This is a genomic window from Pseudomonas sp. FA117, from assembly GCF_057370475.1.
The window spans coordinates 2,616,735-2,634,730 of sequence record NZ_CM170675.1 but is presented as its reverse complement, the minus strand read 5'-3'; the positions used below and the strand labels follow the sequence as shown (position 1 = coordinate 2,634,730).

12 protein-coding genes are annotated in these 17,996 nt (G+C 65.5%); 6 read left to right on the top strand and 6 right to left on the bottom strand.

Features of this window, described 5'->3' with window-relative positions:
- Window positions 1-155: 155 nt before the first annotated feature.
- The 3 genes from nfuA to AC1TXO_RS12075 all read right to left on the bottom strand — a co-directional run bounded on the left by nfuA (window position 156) and on the right by AC1TXO_RS12075 (window position 4,258).
- A complete protein-coding gene (nfuA, locus tag AC1TXO_RS12085; protein ID WP_063545100.1) occupies window positions 156-740 on the bottom strand; it encodes a Fe-S biogenesis protein NfuA in 585 nt (194 codons plus the stop codon).
- Between the two features lie 58 nt (window positions 741-798).
- Window positions 799-1,833 (bottom strand): acyltransferase family protein, encoded by a 1,035-nt coding sequence (locus AC1TXO_RS12080; RefSeq protein WP_486406539.1) that lies wholly within the window; start codon window positions 1,831-1,833, stop codon window positions 799-801.
- 124 nt (window positions 1,834-1,957) lie between these two features.
- Complete coding sequence (locus tag AC1TXO_RS12075) at window positions 1,958-4,258, bottom strand: fatty acid cis/trans isomerase (RefSeq protein ID WP_486406538.1); 2,301 nt, start codon at window positions 4,256-4,258, stop codon at window positions 1,958-1,960.
- A 172-nt stretch (window positions 4,259-4,430) separates the two neighbouring features.
- Here AC1TXO_RS12075 and metH point away from each other — a divergent pair, with 172 nt between their 5' ends.
- Window positions 4,431-8,138, top strand: a complete 3,708-nt coding sequence (gene metH, locus AC1TXO_RS12070) for a methionine synthase (RefSeq protein WP_486406537.1) — start codon at window positions 4,431-4,433, stop codon at window positions 8,136-8,138.
- 75 nt (window positions 8,139-8,213) lie between these two features.
- Here the strand turns inward: metH and cuyB are convergent, their stop codons facing one another.
- On the bottom strand, window positions 8,214-9,671 hold the full coding sequence (gene cuyB, locus AC1TXO_RS12065) for a cysteate racemase (protein ID WP_486406536.1): 1,458 nt from the start codon (window positions 9,669-9,671) through the stop codon (window positions 8,214-8,216).
- A gap of 12 nt (window positions 9,672-9,683) precedes the next feature.
- Window positions 9,684-10,967: a dicarboxylate/amino acid:cation symporter gene (locus tag AC1TXO_RS12060; protein WP_486406535.1), complete on the bottom strand. Its 1,284-nt coding sequence runs from the start codon at window positions 10,965-10,967 to the stop codon at window positions 9,684-9,686.
- 248 nt (window positions 10,968-11,215) lie between these two features.
- On the opposite strand from AC1TXO_RS12060, the gene AC1TXO_RS12055 reads away from it, so the two are divergent.
- The gene (locus AC1TXO_RS12055) at window positions 11,216-12,118 is read left to right on the top strand and encodes a LysR substrate-binding domain-containing protein (protein WP_486406534.1); all 903 of its coding nucleotides are present in this window, start codon (window positions 11,216-11,218) and stop codon (window positions 12,116-12,118) included.
- A gap of 50 nt (window positions 12,119-12,168) precedes the next feature.
- Here the strand turns inward: AC1TXO_RS12055 and AC1TXO_RS12050 are convergent, their stop codons facing one another.
- On the bottom strand, window positions 12,169-15,153 hold the full coding sequence (locus AC1TXO_RS12050; RefSeq protein ID WP_486406533.1) for an autotransporter outer membrane beta-barrel domain-containing protein: 2,985 nt from the start codon (window positions 15,151-15,153) through the stop codon (window positions 12,169-12,171).
- 219 nt (window positions 15,154-15,372) lie between these two features.
- On the opposite strand from AC1TXO_RS12050, the gene AC1TXO_RS12045 reads away from it, so the two are divergent.
- From AC1TXO_RS12045 to AC1TXO_RS12030, 4 genes are read left to right on the top strand one after another with little or no spacing between them, the layout of a single operon-like run.
- The gene (locus tag AC1TXO_RS12045) at window positions 15,373-16,572 is read left to right on the top strand and encodes a PepSY-associated TM helix domain-containing protein (protein WP_486406532.1); all 1,200 of its coding nucleotides are present in this window, start codon (window positions 15,373-15,375) and stop codon (window positions 16,570-16,572) included.
- Window positions 16,569-17,108, top strand: coding sequence for a thiamine pyrophosphate-binding protein (locus AC1TXO_RS12040; protein WP_486406531.1), 540 nt, complete (start codon window positions 16,569-16,571; stop codon window positions 17,106-17,108). The genes AC1TXO_RS12045 and AC1TXO_RS12040 overlap by 4 nt, the downstream gene beginning before the upstream one ends.
- Entirely contained in the window at window positions 17,105-17,425 is a 321-nt protein-coding gene (locus AC1TXO_RS12035) for a hypothetical protein (protein WP_486406530.1), read from the top strand. The genes AC1TXO_RS12040 and AC1TXO_RS12035 overlap by 4 nt, the downstream gene beginning before the upstream one ends.
- A complete protein-coding gene (locus tag AC1TXO_RS12030) occupies window positions 17,422-17,991 on the top strand; it encodes a DUF6162 family protein (RefSeq protein ID WP_486406529.1) in 570 nt (189 codons plus the stop codon). The genes AC1TXO_RS12035 and AC1TXO_RS12030 overlap by 4 nt, the downstream gene beginning before the upstream one ends.
- Window positions 17,992-17,996: the final 5 nt, after the last annotated feature.

Below are 17,996 nucleotides of genomic sequence, written 5' to 3'. Positions count from 1 at the left end.
GGGCTGCGGCCTGTTGTCGCAGGGCTTGAAACAGTAACACTTTGTTGCTAGGCGAACACATTTTGGCGGGCTGCGAATGCAATCGCGGGACAAGCCCGCGCCTACAGGCACGACGCCGTACCTGCAGGAGCGGGCTTGTCCCGCGATAGGGCCTATCAGTAGTAGGCGTTTTCCTTCTGCGTGTGGTCGGTCACGTCACGCACACCCTTGAGCTCGGGAATGCGCTCGAGCAGCGTGCGCTCGATGCCGTCCTTGAGGGTGACGTCGGCCTGGCCGCAGCCCTGGCAACCGCCACCGAACTGCAGCACGGCAATGCCGTCGTCGACCACGTCGACCAGGCTCACCTGGCCGCCATGGCTGGCCAGACCCGGGTTGATCTCGGTTTGCAGGTAGTAGTTGATCCGCTCGTTGATCGGGCTGTCTTCGTTGACCATCGGCACCTTGGCGTTCGGCGCCTTGATGGTCAACTGGCCGCCCATGCGGTCGGTGGCGTAGTCGACCAGCGCGTCCTCCAGGAACGGCTCGCTGACGGCGTCGATGTACGCGGTGAAGCTCTTCAGACCCACGGCGGTGTCGTCAGGCTTCTCTTCGCCCGGCTTGCAGTAGGCGATACAGGTCTCGGCGTACTGGGTGCCCGGCTGGGTGATGAAGACGCGGATGCCGATCCCGGGCGTGTTCTGCTTCGAGAGCAGATCGGCCAGGTAATCATGGGCGGCGTCGGTAATGGTTATAGCGCTCATGGAAGTTCCTCACAGACTTGCTGCCCAGTGTACGCCAAGCCAGGCCTCGAACAAAGTCCTAGTAATTGACTCGGGATAGCGCCGGTTGCGCTGTTCGCGCCCCGCGCGCCTCGACCCAGGCCTTCAGGCGCCGGTACAGGCCGCGCTCCAGCCATTGATAGCTGAACCACGACATTAGTCCGATTGACGGCACGCAGAAGGCGAACACCAGGTAGGGGTTGAGCCGCAGCCGCTGGCTGATGAACCAGCCACCCCAAAGCACCAGCACGTGGGTGAGGTACACCGAGTACGAACAGTCGCCCAACGCCTTGAGCACCCGGTTGCCGCGAAAGTACGGCTCCAGGGCGATGAAGGCCAGCACCACCATCGCACTGGGCAGGCCCCAGTGCAGCAGGCGCTGCGAGGCATCGAGCTGGTACAGCGCATAGCCCGCCGCTGCCAGCACTGCCAGTGGCAGCCACAGCCCCTCGCGGATCAGTCCGCGCCGATACAGCACGCCCAGGCCGATACCCAGCAGGAACTCATAGATGATGTCGTTGTTGTAGAAACGACTGAGCACCCCCAGGCGCCCCAGCGCCTCGCTGACCAGCAGCAGCGCCGCAGTGACCAGTACCAGGTGGTGGCGCTGGCGCACCAGGAACGCCAGGCCGAACAGCAGGTAGAAGAACATCTCGAAGTTCAGCGTCCAGCCGACGTTGAGCGTCGGGTACAGCCCGTACCCGCCGGGGTTTTCCGCCGGCACGAACAACAGCGACAGCAGCAGGTGCTGCCACTCGAATACCTGGTGCGGCATCCAGCGGCTGGCCACCAGCAACAGCAGGGCCATGAGCAAGGTGTAGAACCAGTAGGCCGGGACGATGCGCAAGGCCCGGTTGAGCAGGAATTCGCGCGGGGCGATGACCTTGTCGCGGGTCGAGAGGTAGATCACCAGGCCGCTGATGACGAAGAAGATGTCGACCCCCACTGCACCGCGCTCGGCGAGCAGGCGGCCTATGGGGCCTTTGGCGTTGAAGTCGAAGAAGATCTGCATGAAGTGGTGGCAGACCACCACCCAGGCGGCGAACGCCCGGAGAGCCTGAAGCGAATACAGCATGGGTTGTCCTGCGGTGCTTGGTGCATTCAGGCCCGCGGGCGTGCATTGCAGCGCGTCCCCGGGCCACCCACCAGGTCCGACCGCAGAATGCCGGGAAAGGTCAGGCGCCTTTCCCGGCAATCGATCAGAGGTTCTCGTAGCGGTTCATGTCCAGCACCCCGGCCTCGACCGGTTCGGTTTCCTTGATGTAGGTGCTCAGGTCATGGAAGTACTGCCAGAACTGCGGGTGGCTGCGGCGCACACCCCAGCGCTCGACGATGCGTTCGAACTTGCCCTGGTCGTCACGCGCCGCCTCCATGTCCTCGACGAACTCCGGTACATCGCTGGCCGGAATGTTGAAGATGAAGTTCGGGTAGCTGCTGAGCACGCCCGGGTACAGGGTCAGGGTGTCCAGGCCCGGCTGGTAGCGGTAGGCCTCGCCCAGCAGGAAGGCGACATTGCTGTGCGCACGGTTGCGCAGCAGGCTGTAGACCTGGCGCTGACCGCCCTGCCCTTCGATGCGCAGCATGGTCGCCTCGGGCAATTGGCCGATCACCTTCAGCCCTGCCGCCGGACGCGACACCAGGCGGCTCAGGCTCTGCTCGACATCACGGAACTCCTCGCTCATCTGTGGCCGCGAGCAGTAGGCGCCGGTGCAGCGGTTGATCGGATCGGGCGCGGCATTCAGGCTGCCGGTGCGCTGCAGCAGCTTGAGGCCAAAGTCGCGCGTGGCATTGTGCTTGTCCAGCTGCAGGCCGCTGGGGGTGTCGGTGTCGATGTCGGTGTAGTCGAGCCACATTTTCACCTTGCCGCTGTTCTGGTACCAGTCGCTGAGGATCGCGCCGCGCTTGTCGGCCGGCATCAGGCGCAGGAAGTTGACCTCGGCACCGTTGCGGATCAGGTCGAAGTACAGGCGCGTCTGCAGTTGGTGCGAGACGTTGCCGTAGACGTCGAAGTTGACTGCCAGCTGGTAGTAGGTGCGTTCGAGCAATGGGTAGTCGAACAGCCAGATGGTCAACGGCACGTCGCCGATCAGGCCCTTGCTCACCGAGGCGCTGTCGAAGTGACGGAAGATGCTCAGCAGGGCATTGTCATTGCCCGCCCACAGTGTCGACCAGCTTGGCGCCGGCATTTCGGCGTAGGCCTCGCGGCGCAGGGTCTCGTAGTCGTTGCGCTTGTCGCGGTAGGCGCGCCACAGGCTCAGCACGCTGCCGACATCGTCGATCTGCCCGGGCATGGCCAGCAATGGCGTGGCCTGGCCACGGTAGGCGGCATCGGTGACGTAGCGGTCGTGGGCCGGCTCCTGGAACAGTGCCCAGAAGTTGTCGCGGATCACGTCGGTGGCGATCTGTCCGCGGCACACCGGGCCACGGATGAAGGTGCGCACGAAGTACTCGGCGTTGTCGAGCATGAACTGGTAGCGCGCCACCGCCGGGATCGCCTCGAAGGTCTCGAACGGGTTGGCCCGGCGCTGCGGACCGTAGCCCGGCAGCGAGGTGGCGCGCCAGTCGCCGCTGTAGAACAGCTGCTTGACGCGCTTGAGCTTCTGCGGCCCCATCGGGTAGGTGATGTGGGTCTTGTGCACGATCACGCCCTGCACCGGGATCAGCCGGTAGTAGAAATCGTTGCCCGGCGGATCGTTGGGGCGGCGGGTGGCGATGATATCGACCGGCTGACCACTGGGCGTACGCGAACGCACCCACTGGAAGAAGTGGCCCTGCTCGCCGCCGACGAAATAGATGTGCGCCAGGAACAGGTGCTCGTACAGCCAGCGCCCGACCAGGGCCTCGGTGGAGCCCGGGCGGTTGAGCAGCGCCTCCCAGTCGGCGATCTGCTTCGCTTCGCTGGGGCTCGGCTGGATCGGCTGGTACTCGACCGGCGCACCGGCTGCCAGCCAGCGCTGCAGGGTCGAGTATTCCTGGTCGGTGAGCCCGGTGACCGCCAGCGGCATGCCCTCTTTGGGGTGCGCGCCGGCATAGGCGTCGAACTCGTGGGGCAGCGGGCACATGTTGTTGCGGTTCAGCCCCAGCACGATCTCTTCGGGCAGCTTGGCGTTGGGGGTCAGCGGCGTCTTGTGGCCCAGTTCGAGCATGCGCGCCATCAGCGCCGCCTGGCTGCCCTGGTTGTCGAGTACCGAATAAAAGCCCTTCTTGCGCCAGCCTTCTTCATTCTGCGCGTCGTAGAACAGCCGTGTGGTGGCGACTGCCTGGCTGCGCTCGCCCTGGTACACCGGCACCTTGGAGGCACCGCGCTCGGCACCCTCGGCGCTGCCCAGGTTGAGCTGGCAGGCCGCGTCGTTGCAGGCGTGGCAGGCCACGCACTTCTGCGTGAAGATCGGTTGGATGTCGCGGGTATAGGAGATGGCCGGGCTCGATTGAGGGGCCTGCGCCAACGCTGCGCCGCTGACGAGCAGGGCGAAGGTGGCGGCGAGAAAACGATGCACCATGTGCCGAATGTCCTGGTTCTTGATAGCTGTCACGATTTGCCTGTCTGTCCCTGGGCCTGAGCCTGGCACCGCCAACATGAATCAAATTCATGAGACCGGGCGATGCGCCTAAAATCCGTGCAGCTTTGTTATTATTCCGCACTTCCGATATTTGTCCGACCAGGTAGTTCTCATGTCCGACCGCAGCGCTCGTCTCCAAGCACTCCAGCATGCCCTCAAGGAGCGCATCCTGATTCTCGACGGCGGCATGGGTACTATGATCCAGAGCTACCGCCTCGAGGAAGACGACTATCGTGGCACGCGCTTCGCCGATTGGCCAAGCGATGTGAAGGGCAACAACGATTTGCTGCTGCTGACCCAGCCCGATGTCATCGCCGCCATCGAGAAAGCCTACCTGGATGCCGGCGCCGACATTCTCGAAACCAACACCTTCAACGCCACGCAGATTTCCCAGGCCGACTACGGCATGGAAGCGCTGGTGTACGAGCTCAACGTCGAGGGTGCGCGCATCGCCCGCCAGGTGGCCGACGCCAAGACCCTGGAAACCCCCGACCGCCCGCGCTTCGTCGCCGGCGTGCTCGGCCCGACCAGCCGCACCTGCTCGATTTCCCCGGACGTCAACGACCCGGGCTATCGTAACGTCACCTTCGACGAACTGGTGGTCAACTACATCGAAGCCACTCGCGGCCTGATCGAGGGCGGCGCCGACCTGATCCTGATCGAGACCATCTTCGACACCCTCAACGCCAAGGCGGCGATCTTCGCCGTGCAGCAGGTGTTCGAGGATGACGGCATCGAGCTGCCGATCATGATCTCCGGCACCATCACCGACGCCTCCGGCCGCACCCTGTCGGGCCAGACCACCGAGGCCTTCTGGAACTCGGTGCGCCACGCCAACCCGATCTCGGTCGGCCTGAACTGCGCCCTGGGCGCCAAGGACCTGCGCCCGTACCTGGAAGAACTGTCGACCAAGGCCGGCACCCATGTCTCCGCGCACCCCAACGCCGGCCTGCCGAACGCCTTCGGCGAATACGACGAAACCCCGGCGGAAATGGCCGCCGTGGTCGAGGAGTTCGCTGCCAGCGGCTTCCTCAACATCATCGGCGGTTGCTGCGGCACCACCCCGCCGCACATCCAGGCCATCGCCGAGGCCGTGGCCAAGTACAAGCCACGGGCCATTCCCGAGATCCCCAAGGCCTGCCGCCTGTCGGGCCTGGAGCCGTTCACCATCGACCGCCAGTCGTTGTTCGTCAACGTCGGCGAACGCACCAACATCACCGGTTCCGCCAAGTTCGCCCGGCTGATCCGCGAGGAAAACTACACCGAAGCCCTGGAGGTCGCCCTGCAACAGGTCGAGGCCGGCGCCCAGGTGATCGACATCAACATGGACGAAGGGATGCTCGACTCCCAGGCCGCTATGGTCCGCTTCCTCAACCTGATCGCCGGTGAACCGGACATCTCCCGCGTGCCGATCATGATCGACTCCTCCAAGTGGGAGGTGATCGAAGCAGGTCTGAAGTGCATCCAGGGCAAGGGCATCGTCAACTCGATCTCCATGAAGGAAGGCGTCGAGCAGTTCAAGCATCACGCCCGCCTGTGCAAGCGCTACGGCGCCGCCGTGGTGGTGATGGCCTTCGACGAGGTCGGCCAGGCCGACACCGCCGCGCGCAAGCGCGAAATCTGCCAGCGCAGCTACGACATCCTGGTCAACGAAGTGGGCTTCCCGCCCGAAGACATCATCTTCGACCCGAACATCTTCGCCGTCGCTACCGGTATCGAGGAGCACAACAACTACGCCGTCGACTTCATCGAGGCGTGCGCCTACATCCGTGACCACCTGCCCTACGCGCTGTCCAGCGGCGGGGTGTCCAACGTGTCGTTCTCGTTCCGTGGCAACAACCCGGTGCGCGAGGCGATCCACTCGGTATTCCTCTACCACGCCATCCAGAACGGCCTGACCATGGGTATCGTCAACGCCGGCCAGCTGGAGATCTACGACGAGATCCCGCCGGCGCTGCGCGAGAAGGTCGAGGACGTGGTGCTCAACCGCACCCCCGAAGGCACCGACGCCCTGCTGGCGATCGCTGACGACTACAAGGGCGGCGGCGCGGCCAAGGAAGTGGAAAACGAAGAGTGGCGCTCGATGCCGGTCGACAAGCGCCTGGAACACGCGCTGGTCAAGGGCATCACCGCCTACATCGTCGAGGATACCGAGGAGTGCCGCCAGCAAGCGGCGCGCCCCATCGAAGTCATCGAAGGCCCGCTGATGAGCGGCATGAACGTGGTCGGCGACCTGTTCGGCGCGGGCAAGATGTTCCTGCCCCAGGTGGTCAAGTCGGCGCGGGTGATGAAGCAGGCGGTGGCCCACCTGATCCCGTTCATCGAGGCCGAGAAAGGCGACAAGCCCGAAGCCAAGGGCAAGATCCTCATGGCCACGGTCAAGGGCGACGTGCACGACATCGGCAAGAACATCGTCGGCGTCGTGCTGGGCTGCAACGGCTACGACATCGTCGACATGGGCGTGATGGTGCCGGCGGAGAAGATCCTGCAGACCGCACGCGAGCAGAACTGCGACATCATCGGCCTGTCCGGCCTGATCACCCCGTCGCTGGACGAGATGGTCCACGTCGCCCGCGAGATGCAGCGCCAGGACTTCCACCTGCCGCTGATGATCGGTGGCGCCACCACTTCCAAGGCGCACACGGCGGTGAAGATCGAGCCCAAGTACTCCAACGACGCCGTGGTCTACGTCACCGACGCCTCGCGCGCCGTGGGCGTGGCCACGCAATTGCTGTCCAAGGAGCTCAAGCCGGGCTTCGTCGAGAAGACCCGCGAGGAATACGTGCAGGTGCGCGAGCGCACCGCCAACCGCAGCGCCCGCACCGAACGCCTGAGCTACGAGCAGGCGATCACCGCCAAGCCACAGTACGACTGGGCCAACTACCAGGCAGCGGTCCCCTCCTTCACCGGCGTCAAGGTGCTGGACGACATCGACCTGCGCGAACTGGCCGAGTACATCGACTGGACGCCGTTCTTCATCTCCTGGGACCTGGCCGGCAAATTCCCGCGCATCCTCACCGACGAAGTGGTCGGCGAAGCTGCCACCGCGCTGTACCAGGACGCGCGCGACATGCTCGAGAAGCTGATCAGCGAAAAACTGATCAGCGCCCGCGCAGTGTTCGGTTTCTGGCCGGCCAGCCAGGTCAACCATGACGACATCGAAGTCTACGGCGACAACGGCGAGCAACTGGCCACCCTGCACCACCTGCGCCAGCAGACCATCAAGCCCGACGGCAAGCCGAACTGGTCGCTGGCCGACTTCGTCGCGCCGAAGGACAGCGGCATCAAGGACTATGTCGGCGGCTTCATCACCACCGCCGGCATCGGCGCCGAGGAAGTGGCCAAGGCCTACCAGGACAAGGGCGACGACTACAGCTCGATCATGGTCAAGGCCCTGGCCGACCGCCTGGCCGAAGCCTGCGCCGAGTGGCTGCACGAGCGGGTGCGCAAGCAGTACTGGGGCTATGCCAAGGACGAGCAGCTGGACAACGAAGCGCTGATCAAGGAGCAGTACAGCGGCATCCGCCCGGCCCCAGGCTACCCGGCATGCCCGGACCACACCGAGAAAGAGACCCTGTTCCGCCTGCTCGATGGCACGGCCATCGGCGAAACAGGGCCCAGCGGCGTGTTCCTCACCGAGCACTTCGCCATGTTCCCGGCGGCGGCGGTCAGCGGCTGGTACTTCGCCCATCCGCAGGCGCAGTACTTCGCGGTCGGCAAGGTGGAGAAGGACCAGATCGACAGCTACAGCGCCCGCAAAGGCCAGGAGGTCAGCGTCAGCGAGCGCTGGCTGGCGCCGAACCTGGGGTACGAGGGCTGAGCCTGTTGCGGGGGTTGTGAGTGGGATCGGGCTGCGCCGCGAACAGTACGCGGAGCCCGACCCGGCCCTGCGGCCTCAGCGCTCCCGCGCCAGCCCCACACACCGGCGTGCCAGCACGTCGGTCGGGTCCACCAGCGCCACCTGCACCTGGCCGATGGGAAATCCATCGGCCTGGGCCAGGATCAGCGGCAGCTCGGTACACCCGAGAATCAACACCCGAGCGCCCTGCTCCACCAACTGCGCGGCCGCCGTCAGCAAGTCGTGCCGGCATTGCCCGTCGGTGAACCCGGCCTTGACGCCCTCCTCCCCGTAAATCGCCCGCATCACCAAAGCCTGCGCCGCTTCATCCGGCACCAGCAGATGCAATCCGGCACGCTCGGCCGCTTCGTGGTAGACGCGGCTCTGGAGGGTGCCTGAGGTCGCCAGCAGACCCACCTGCCGCTCACGGCCATAGCGGCGCAGGATGAAGTCGACGGTTTCGCCGAGCATGTTGACGATCGGCACGCCTAGATGCTCCTGGATGCGCTCGACATAGGCATGCGCGGTGTTGCACGGGATGGCGATGGCGTCGGCGCCCTCTTCCTCGAGACGCCGACAGGTGGAGTACATCGCCACGGTCGGATCCGCCTCCTGGCGCAGCAGGTTGGCGGTGCGGTCGGGGATCTGCGGATTCTGCTCGACCACCATTCTGATGTGATCCTGGTCGCGCCCGGCGGGGGTGTTCTTCACCACCTTGCCCATGAAGTCCACCGTTGCCGCCGGGCCGACGCCGCCGACGATACCCAGCTTGAACGGCGCCCGGCTGTGCATCGGCTCGGTGGCGCTGGCGAAGTCGGCGTACACCTGGTTGGCATCGACACAATGAACGCCGCGGCGCAGCAGTTCCGGTGCCAGCAGCGACAACTCGGTCATGCCCGGCAGCAGCAAGGTCGCGCCCTGCTCCTCGAGCTCCAGGCAGACCTGATGCAGCAGTTCCACTGCCACCCCATCCAGATGCCCGGCCTTGATGCCTGCTGGGCCGTATACCGCCTCCATCAACGCCGCCTGCTGTACCGGCGAGGGGTGGATCAGCTGGTAGTCGTCGGCGAAGTGCCGCTCGAACAATCCCGAAGCCCGCACATAGTCCGAGGCCAGCACGCCCAACCGCGCTCCCGCCGGGGCGATCCGTGCCACATGGGCCTTGAGCGCGGCCATCAGATCGACGATGGCGATCTGCAGCTCTGCGCGCAGCTCATCGATGAAGGTATGGCTGGCGAAGCACGGTACCAGCACGGCATCGGCGCCGCTGTCGGCATACCCCTGGCAGACCTGGAACACGTACAGCTTGCGTGAAGTCATGCTGGCGTTGGCCGCCAGCGGCAATGCCAGGTCCTTGAACGGGTGCTGCTCGAACAGCAAATGGTAGCGGCCCTGGTCCGCCAGCAACGGCTGGCTCTTGAGCAACTTGAGGAACAGGTCGCCACCGGCCAGCGAGCCGAGGCCGCCGATGATGCCGAGGGTGCGTGCGTTGGCGGTCTTGCGTGGGCTTTTCATGGGCGGTCCGGGTCAGGCGTTGGTAGCAGGTTCGAGGGGCGATGCGGCGGGCGCTGCCGAGTCTTCATGGCGTCGCTCGAGATCAGCGATCACCGCAGTGGCGATGCTGTTGCCGACCACGTTGGTCGCGGTACGGCCCATGTCGAGGAACTGGTCGATGGCCAGGATCAGCAGCAGCCCGGCTTCGGGCAGGTGGAACATCGGCAGCGTGGCCGCGACCACCACCACCGAGGCGCGCGCCACACCGGCCATGCCCTTGCTGGTGACCATCAGGGTCAGCAGGATCAGCACCTGCTGGGTGAAGCTCAGCTCGATGTTGTAGGCCTGGGCGATGAACATGATGGCGAAGGCCTGGTACATCATCGAGCCGTCGAGGTTGAACGAATAGCCCAGCGGCAGGACGAAGCTCGACACGCGCTTGGGTGCACCGAATTTCTCCAGCGCATCGATGGTCTTGGGGTAGGCCGACTCACTGCTGGCGGTGGAGAATGCCAGCAGCACCGGCTCGCGGATCAGCTTGCCGAGGGTGAACACCGGGCGCCCGAGGAAGCAGTAGCCCACGGCGAACAGCACCAGCCACAGCAGCACGATGCCCAGGTAGAACTGGCCGATCAGCTTGCCGTAGTCGAACAGCAGGCCGATGCCCTGGGTGGTCACGGCGGCGGCCAGCGCGGCGAACACGCCGATCGGGGCGAACATCATCACGTAGTCGGTGATGCGGAACATCACCTTGGCCAGCTCGTCCACCAGTTCGCCGATACGGGTGTTGCCGCGCTGCTTGACGAACGCCAGCGCCAGGCCGAAGAACAGCGAGAACACCACGATCTGCAGGATCTCGTTGTTGGCCATGGCTTCGGCGATGCTGCGCGGGAACACGTGGCTGATGAAGGTCTTGAGGCTGAAGTCACCGGCATTGACCGCCACCGCGCTCACCGCCTGGCCGGGTTCCACGCTCAGGTTCAGGTCGGCGCCGGGCTGGAACAGGTTGACCAGCAGCATGCCCAGGGCCAGGGAGAACACCGAGGCGCTGACGAACCAGATCATCGAGCGCAGGCCGATGCGCCCCACCGAGCCGGAATTGCCCAGGCTGCTGATTCCCGCCACCAGGGTGGCGAACACCAGCGGGGCGATGATCATCTTGATCATGCGCAGGAAAATGTCGGTGACCAGGCTGAAGTAACCGGCAATCTGCTTCGCGGCATCGGCGGAGCCTGCATAGGTGTTGCATAGCCAGCCAACGACGATGCCGAGCAGGATCGCCACGGCGATGTAGCGGGGTAGTTTCTTGTTATTCATCTCGACCTCTGTCTGTCGAATGCGGGAGGGACAACTACAGGCTACGACGGCCTCCCGGGGCAGTTGATGAGGATGCGCGATGGGTTCATGCGTAATTCGCATAGTTAGGGAATGGCGGTGAATTTGTGGCGAAGCCGGAATAAAATTCGGGCATTGAACCGAAGCGCGCTCCCACAAGGTTTGGGCTGGTCTTCGGATTTCGAGCAAGACAGTTGCAGCCTCTGCGCGCCACCCACAGGCCCACCACCATGCAAACCAAATGGATCGATGACCTGCTGGCCATCGCCGAAACCAAGAGTTTTTCCCGCGCTGCGGAGATCCGCTGCATCACCCAGTCCGCCCTGTCGCGGCGTATCCGCTCGCTCGAAGAATGGGTCGGTGTCGAGCTGGTGGACCGCAGCACCTACCCCGTGCAACTGACCGCCGCCGGCAAGACCTTCTGCGACGAGGGCCGCGACGCGCTGTCGATCTTCCACGACCTGCGCTCGGCCCTGCGCCGTGGCGAACGCATGCCCGGGCGCTCGATCCAGGTGGTGGCCGGGCATACCCTGTCGATGACCTTCCTGCCCACCTGGTTCGCCGGCTTCCAGCGCCGCTATGGCTATTTCAACGCCCGGGTGCTGGCTGCCAACGTGCAGGAGGCGGTAATCGCCCTGGCCGAGGGCAGCTGCGACCTGATGATCGGCTACAGCCACCCGCGCGCGCCGATCATCCTCGACCCGGACAAGTTCGTCGGCCTGCGCCTTGGCAGCGATGCGTTCTTCCCGGTGTCGGCGCCCGATGCCCAGGGTCGGCCGCTGTTCGCCCTGCCCGGGTCAGCGGACAGCCCCATCCCCTACCTCGCCTATACGGCGACGTCCTTCCTCGGCCGGGTGGTGGATGTGGTGTTGCAGGGCAACGCACAACCTCACCTGAAACGTTTCTACGAAGCCGACATGGCCATGCACCTGATGCGTATGGCCCGCGAGGGCTATGGCATCGCCTGGCTGCCGGAATCGGCGGTGGAGGAAGAACTGGCCAGCGGTCGGCTGGTGCGTGCAGGTGGGGATCAATGGAGCGCGGAGCTTGAGATCTGGTCGTTCCGCTCGATCGGCAACAGCAACCCGACCATGCTCGAGCTGTGGAAGTCGCTGGAACACGACCTGCGCTGAAACGACGCCGGGGCCCTTGCGGCCCCGGCTTCACTGACAGTGGGCGCTGATCAGAACTTCAATTGCCACTGGCCCATCAGCGCATGGTTGCGGGCATTGCTGCCCATCTCGCCGCTGTAGCCCAGGCCCACGCTCTGGCGTGCACTCAAGCCCAGTTCGAGCCCTGCCTCGACCACCAGGCTGTCGCGATCCAGCGCGCTGCCTTCGACGCTGAACGCATCGCCTCCGGCCAGGAAGGCCTGACGGGTGCGGATATCGAGGCTGCCGTAGGTGTGGCGCCAGCCCAGGCTTGCACGCGGGGTCAGGCTCATGCCGTTGTCCAGTTGCCCCAGATGCGCGATACGCACACCGAAGGTGCTGGTGACGTTGTCCTGGGTGTCGGCATCCACTGCCAGCGCGGCATCACCGCCCTTCTCGCGGTAGCTGTCGCGGTGATAGCGCTGATAGCCCAGGTTGGCGAAGGGCTCGGCGCTCAGGCGACCGCTGCCCATGGCATAACCCAGCTCGGCGAAGGCCTGCTGGCTGTCGGCATCGTAGTCGCCCTTCAGGCGCTCGTGGAAGCCATCGAAGGCCACGCTGCGCTTGCTGTCGCCGTCGTGGCTGCTGTAGGCCGCGCCCAGGCGCAGGGCCAGCGGGCCACTCTGGCGCTGGGCGTACAGGCCGGCATGCCAGCTGCGCACCTTGCCGTCCAGGCCGGTGGCGTCCAGGCGGGTACGCGAGTAGCCGCCCAGCACACCCAGGCGCCAGTCGCTGCCGACGGCCCAGTCCAGGCCCATCACCGCACCGCCGGTGCGTTGCTCGAGGCTGCTGGCGCCGTGGCTGCCATCGACCTTGCCGTAGCTGCCCAGCGCCTGGCCCCAGACACGGCCCTGGGCGTTCGGGTCGTTGAGGTTGCGCACGCCCTGGGGCAGGCCGGTGGCGACGAGCACTGGGGTGTCCTGCTGCTCCAGGCCCACCAACAGCCCGGCAGTGCTGCCCATCGACTGCATCGCGCCGAGCATGGTGCTGCCGACCTGGGCGCTACCGGCCAGGGTGGCGGCAGCCAGGTTGGCGGTGTTGCTGCCCGACAACTGCTCGATGGCGTTGCCGGCGCTGGCGTTGGAGGTATTGAGCAAGGCGCTGTACAGCGCGCTGCCGCTGCCCAGGCTGGCCAGGCTGCGCGCCGCCGCACCGCCGTTGGCACTGCGGGCGAACTGGTCGAAGGCAATATCGTTGCGGGTGTAGCTCAGGCCCACCGACTGGCTGGCATAGCTCATCTTCGGGGTGAGGAAGGCGTAGTCGCTGGTGACCTGGCCAAAGGTGCCATTGATCGCCCCGGCATTGAGCACGGTGTACTGGCTCTGCCAGGGGTACTGGCCAGGAGTCGGCTGGATGCGCAGCGTGGCGCCACCCAGATTGGCGGTACCCGTGACGCTGATCGGCGCGCTGCTGCCGTCGGCATTGACGCCATAGACCAGGCTGGCGCCCTGGTCGAACTTCAGATCGCCCTTGACCGTGGCCACGCCCAGGCCAGTGTTGGTCAGCATCGTGCCCTTGACCTCGAGGCCGCCGACAACGCCGCCACCGGCGTAGGTCGCGCCCTGGTCCACCCGCAGGCTGCCAAGCACGCTGCCCTGGTTGACCAGGGTCGCGCCACGGCTGATCTCGCCGCCCTGGCTGAAGTCGTTGACGCTGCTCAGCGTCCAGGTGCCGCCCGAAACCAGCAGCTTCTCGAAGTTGGCACTGTTGCCGAACTGGCCGCTGCCTTCGAGCTGCAGGGTATCGACGCCGTCTCCGCCGTCGACGAGGCCGTTGAACACGCCACCGGTGCGTACGATCAGGCGGTCGTCACCGCCGCCCATGCCCAGCGCCAGGCCATTGCCGCCGCTGATGGTACCGCTGTTGATCACGGTGTCGTCGAAGTTGCCGACCAGCTTGATGCCGAACCCGCGCTCGCCACGGATGGTGCCGGCGTTGTCGATGGTGGTCGCACCGACGCCCGAGCCTTCGGCGCCGTCATCGACCAGGATGCCGTTGTCGACGCTGCGGATCAGGCCGGTACTGGTGTTGGTGACGGTCCCGCCACCCATGGCGATGCCTTCGCTGCCATTGGGTCGGCCGCCGCTGTCCACCCCTTTGGCGCCCAGGCCCTGGATGGTGCCGGCGTTGTAGACGTGGCCGATGAAGTCGATATCGACGCCATCGCCATCGCCATTGATCTTGCCATCGGCAATCGCACCGGTGATGGTGCCCCAGTTGTACACCGTGCCGGTACCGTCGGAGCCGAAGCCCGAACCGTTGCGCCCGGTGACGCTGGCGCCAGCGTAGTTGTAGAGCGTGGCGTCGGTCTTGAGGTCGACACCGTGGCGGTCGGCGCTGATGCTGCCGTAGTTGTGGACGGTAACGCCGGTCGAGGTGCCGATCTTGATGCCGTCGAACTTCTGGTCCAGGCCCTTGGCATCCTGCGGCGCGGTGTCGGTGTAGATGCGCCCGTAGTTGATGATGGTGGCGTTGGAGCCGGTCTTGATCGCGTCATTGCCCACGGCGTGGATCACGCCGCTCGCCTCGTTCACCAGGGTGGTGGTGAACCCTGGGTTGTTCAGCGCCTCGAGGTCGATGGCCTGGCCATCGGTGATCGACTCGATGGTTCCGGCGTTGTTGATCTTCAGGCTGCCGCCCGCAGTCGGGTTGGTCTGGAAGCGGATACCGTCGTTGGTGCCCTGGATCAGCGCGCCGGCCCGGTTGGTGATGACGAAGAAGCTCTGGTCGGTGCCGCCGTCCTTGGTGTCGATACCACGCGCTACGGTGGAGCGGATGATTCCGCCGTTGTCGACGCCTACCGTGGTGCCGGAGGTCTGCTTGGGCAGGATCACACCGTCGTCGGCTCCCGAGACGATACTGCCGCTGGGCGTCACCTTGAGCGTGTCGCCTTTTTTCAGCTCCAGCGTGCTGGTGCTGGCATTGGCGAACTGATAGTCGGTGGCGCAGGCGTCTGCGGCGAGGGCGGCGCTGGCCAGGGCGACACACAGGGCCAGGCGGTGCGGCGTGAAATGCATGTTTGGGCGACCATTGTGATTGTTCAAGGCCGGCCAATATGGCGTTTGGATATTACCGTTTGATTGATCCGCCCATCACCAGCCCCCTGTTGAAGCAGCCGCTGAAACATTTGCTTTCATTTAAAGCTTCAGGTTTCTGATTCTCATTCGTCCTATTAGATGCAGCCTTCACGGTTGAGCCGAAACTCGACCGCAATTTTTTCCCAGAAGAACGACCCGATGGCCCGACAAACCAAGAAATCCAAGTCCAAACTGTGGTTCCTGGTCCACAGCTGGCTTGCCCTGCCGATCTGGTTCTTTGTCCTGATCGTCTGCTTCACCGGCATGCTCGCGGTGGTCAGCCAGGAAATCGTCTGGCTGGCGAACCCCGACGTGCGCGCCAGCCAACCGGACGACGACGCCGAACGCCTGAGTTTCCAGCAGGTGCTCAGCGCACTGAACAAGGCCGAGCCGGACATGGCCGTGCGCTTCATCAGCCAACCGGATGGCTCGCACTTCGCCCTCGAGGCGGCTGTCACCTTCGCCGACGGCACCGCACCGACGCTGTACGTCAACCCCTACACCGGCGCCATCCAGGGCAAGGCCCCGGACTTCAACTTCCAGGCCTTCACCCGCGCCCTGCACGGCTGGTGGCTGGTGCCGTTCACCAACGGCTACAGCTGGGGCTGGTACCTGGTGTCGATCCTCGGCCTGCCGATGCTCGCGTCGCTGGTGACCGGGCTGGTGGTGTACAAGAAGTTCTGGCGCGGTTTCTTCAAGCCGGTACGCACCCAGCACGGTTCGCGGATCTTCTGGGGCGACCTGCACCGCCTGGCCGGGGTCTGGTCGATCTGGTTCATCGCGGTGATCTCCATCACCGGCACCTGGTTCCTGATCCAGGCAATTCTCGGTGACAACCACATCACCATCTCCAGCGAGCCGATCGTGCCGGTGATCGCCCGCGAGCAGGTACCGCAGAGCCCTGACGGCAACCCGGTGCCGCGGATCGACCTGGACGAAGCCACGCGCATCGCGCAGAAGGCCATCCCGGGCCTGGACATCAGCTTCGTCACCCTGCCCGCAACCGCCTACAGCCATATCGGCATGGGCGGACGCGGCTGGTACCCGCTGATGTTCCAGACCGCCGAGGTCAACCCCTACACCCGCAACGTCGACAGCCAGTTCCTGCTCGGCGACCGTTCGACCCTGGAGTTCGTCACCGAGTCCATGCGCCCACTGCACACCGGCGACTTCGGCGGCCTGGCGATCAAGCTGATCTGGTTCTTCTTCGGCCTGGTGCTCACCCTGATGGTGTTCAGCGGCCTGCTGATCTGGACCAAGCGCACCGCCCAGGCCACGGCCGCCGCGCTCAAGCGCAGCGAGCGCCCGGCCAGGCCGCGCAAGGTCCGCGACGAACCCCCCGTGGAGGCGCAACCATGAGCCAGACCCAGACCTTGCCACCCAGCGGCCTGAAACAGTGGTGGCTGAAGTGGCGCTTCCACATCAACATTCTGCTGATCCTCATTCCGCTGGGGTTCATGCCCAAGTACTTCGCCGATGCCAGCCTGTTGCGTGGCGACAGCGGCCTGGGCGCCAACCTGGTCAAGGACATCAGCATCGACCGCTGGCAGCTGGACCTGGCCGAGTTGCGCGACGAAGCGCCGCGTGCCGACGGCCCGGCCGGCTACTTCAAGGTGTTCAACGCGGCGCTGTGCCAGAGCTGCACCCAGGGCGCCAAGGCCATCTACCTGCGCATCGGCAAGCCCCGCAACCTGCGTGCCGCCGGCTCGATCTTCTTCGGCTCGCCGTACCGCATGACCACGTCGCTGCCGATCCCCCCGCGCACCCGTCCCGACGCCGAGATCTGGATCACCATCGAAGGCTGGGACGGCAGCATGCACCAGGCTTCCGTGCCGCTGGCCAAGGCATCGCCGGCCACCGTGGCCTGGCTCGAGAAACAAGGAGGCAAACGATGAAACACCTGTTGCGCAGGCTCGCCCTGCCCCTGCTGGCCCTCACCGCCCTGCCGGCGCTGGCGCACAACCCGATGTGCGAGTGCGAACCGGTGGCGGGCGATCAGATCAAGTGCACCGGCGGCTTCTCCGATGGCAGCGGCGCGCCGGGCGTCACCCTCGATGTGATCGGCTACGACGAGCAGGTACTGGTCGGCGGCAAGCTCGGTGACGACTCGACACTCACCTTCAAGCGCCCCGACGGCGAGTTCTACGTGCTGTTCGACGCCGGCCCCGGCCATGTGGTGGAAGTCGATCATGCCGATATAGGCGCGCCATGAGTCGCGCCCAGGTCATCCGCCCGGCCGGTGCCGGGCACGAAACCCTCTATGTGCTGCTGGCCGCCGTGCTGATCGCGGCCCTCGCCGCCACCGTGGTCGGGCTGCGCGGCGAGCGCGTCGACGAACAGCGCATCGCCAGTCACCAGATCGATGCCCGTCGCGACCTCAACGCCGCCGAACAGGGGGTCTACACCGACCTGCACGTGGCCTACGACGAGATCGTCGCGCTGCGCGAGGACAGCGGCCAGGCCCCTGCCGTGCAGACCCTGGCCGACGAAGCGCTGCCCCCCTTCATCGACGACACCAGCAGCGCCAGCCGTGGCGCCCACCGCTGGCAATGGCTGGACAGCGGCGCCTACCTGGGCCTGAGCCAGGACAGCGACGTCGCTGGCAGTTTCCTGCTGGTCCTGCCCCAGGCTGCAGACAGCCAGGCCCAGGTCTGGCTGCGCCGCGACCGCAGCAGCCTGGCCCCGGACGACCTCGGCCAGGCCGCGCTGGTCGCCGCCGGCTGGCAGGAAATCGTCAGCCACTACGACGCCGGGGTCACCCGCGAACACCGTCACTGAACCCA

Excerpts from the sequence above, each read along its gene's own strand:
- AC1TXO_RS12030 (WP_486406529.1), top strand. The coding sequence starts at position 17,422 with ATGAGTCGCGCCCAGGTCATCCGCCCGGCCGGTGCCGGGCACGAAACC.
- AC1TXO_RS12050 (WP_486406533.1), bottom strand. The coding sequence starts at position 15,153 with ATGCATTTCACGCCGCACCGCCTGGCCCTGTGTGTCGCCCTGGCCAGC.
- nfuA (WP_063545100.1), bottom strand. The coding sequence starts at position 740 with ATGAGCGCTATAACCATTACCGACGCCGCCCATGATTACCTGGCCGAT.
- metH (WP_486406537.1), top strand. The coding sequence starts at position 4,431 with ATGTCCGACCGCAGCGCTCGTCTCCAAGCACTCCAGCATGCCCTCAAG.
- AC1TXO_RS12045 (WP_486406532.1), top strand. The coding sequence starts at position 15,373 with ATGGCCCGACAAACCAAGAAATCCAAGTCCAAACTGTGGTTCCTGGTC.
- AC1TXO_RS12080 (WP_486406539.1), bottom strand. The coding sequence starts at position 1,833 with ATGCTGTATTCGCTTCAGGCTCTCCGGGCGTTCGCCGCCTGGGTGGTG.
- cuyB (WP_486406536.1), bottom strand. The coding sequence starts at position 9,671 with ATGAAAAGCCCACGCAAGACCGCCAACGCACGCACCCTCGGCATCATC.
- AC1TXO_RS12060 (WP_486406535.1), bottom strand. The coding sequence starts at position 10,967 with ATGAATAACAAGAAACTACCCCGCTACATCGCCGTGGCGATCCTGCTC.
- AC1TXO_RS12075 (WP_486406538.1), bottom strand. The coding sequence starts at position 4,258 with ATGGTGCATCGTTTTCTCGCCGCCACCTTCGCCCTGCTCGTCAGCGGC.
- AC1TXO_RS12040 (WP_486406531.1), top strand. The coding sequence starts at position 16,569 with ATGAGCCAGACCCAGACCTTGCCACCCAGCGGCCTGAAACAGTGGTGG.
- AC1TXO_RS12035 (WP_486406530.1), top strand. The coding sequence starts at position 17,105 with ATGAAACACCTGTTGCGCAGGCTCGCCCTGCCCCTGCTGGCCCTCACC.
- AC1TXO_RS12055 (WP_486406534.1), top strand. The coding sequence starts at position 11,216 with ATGCAAACCAAATGGATCGATGACCTGCTGGCCATCGCCGAAACCAAG.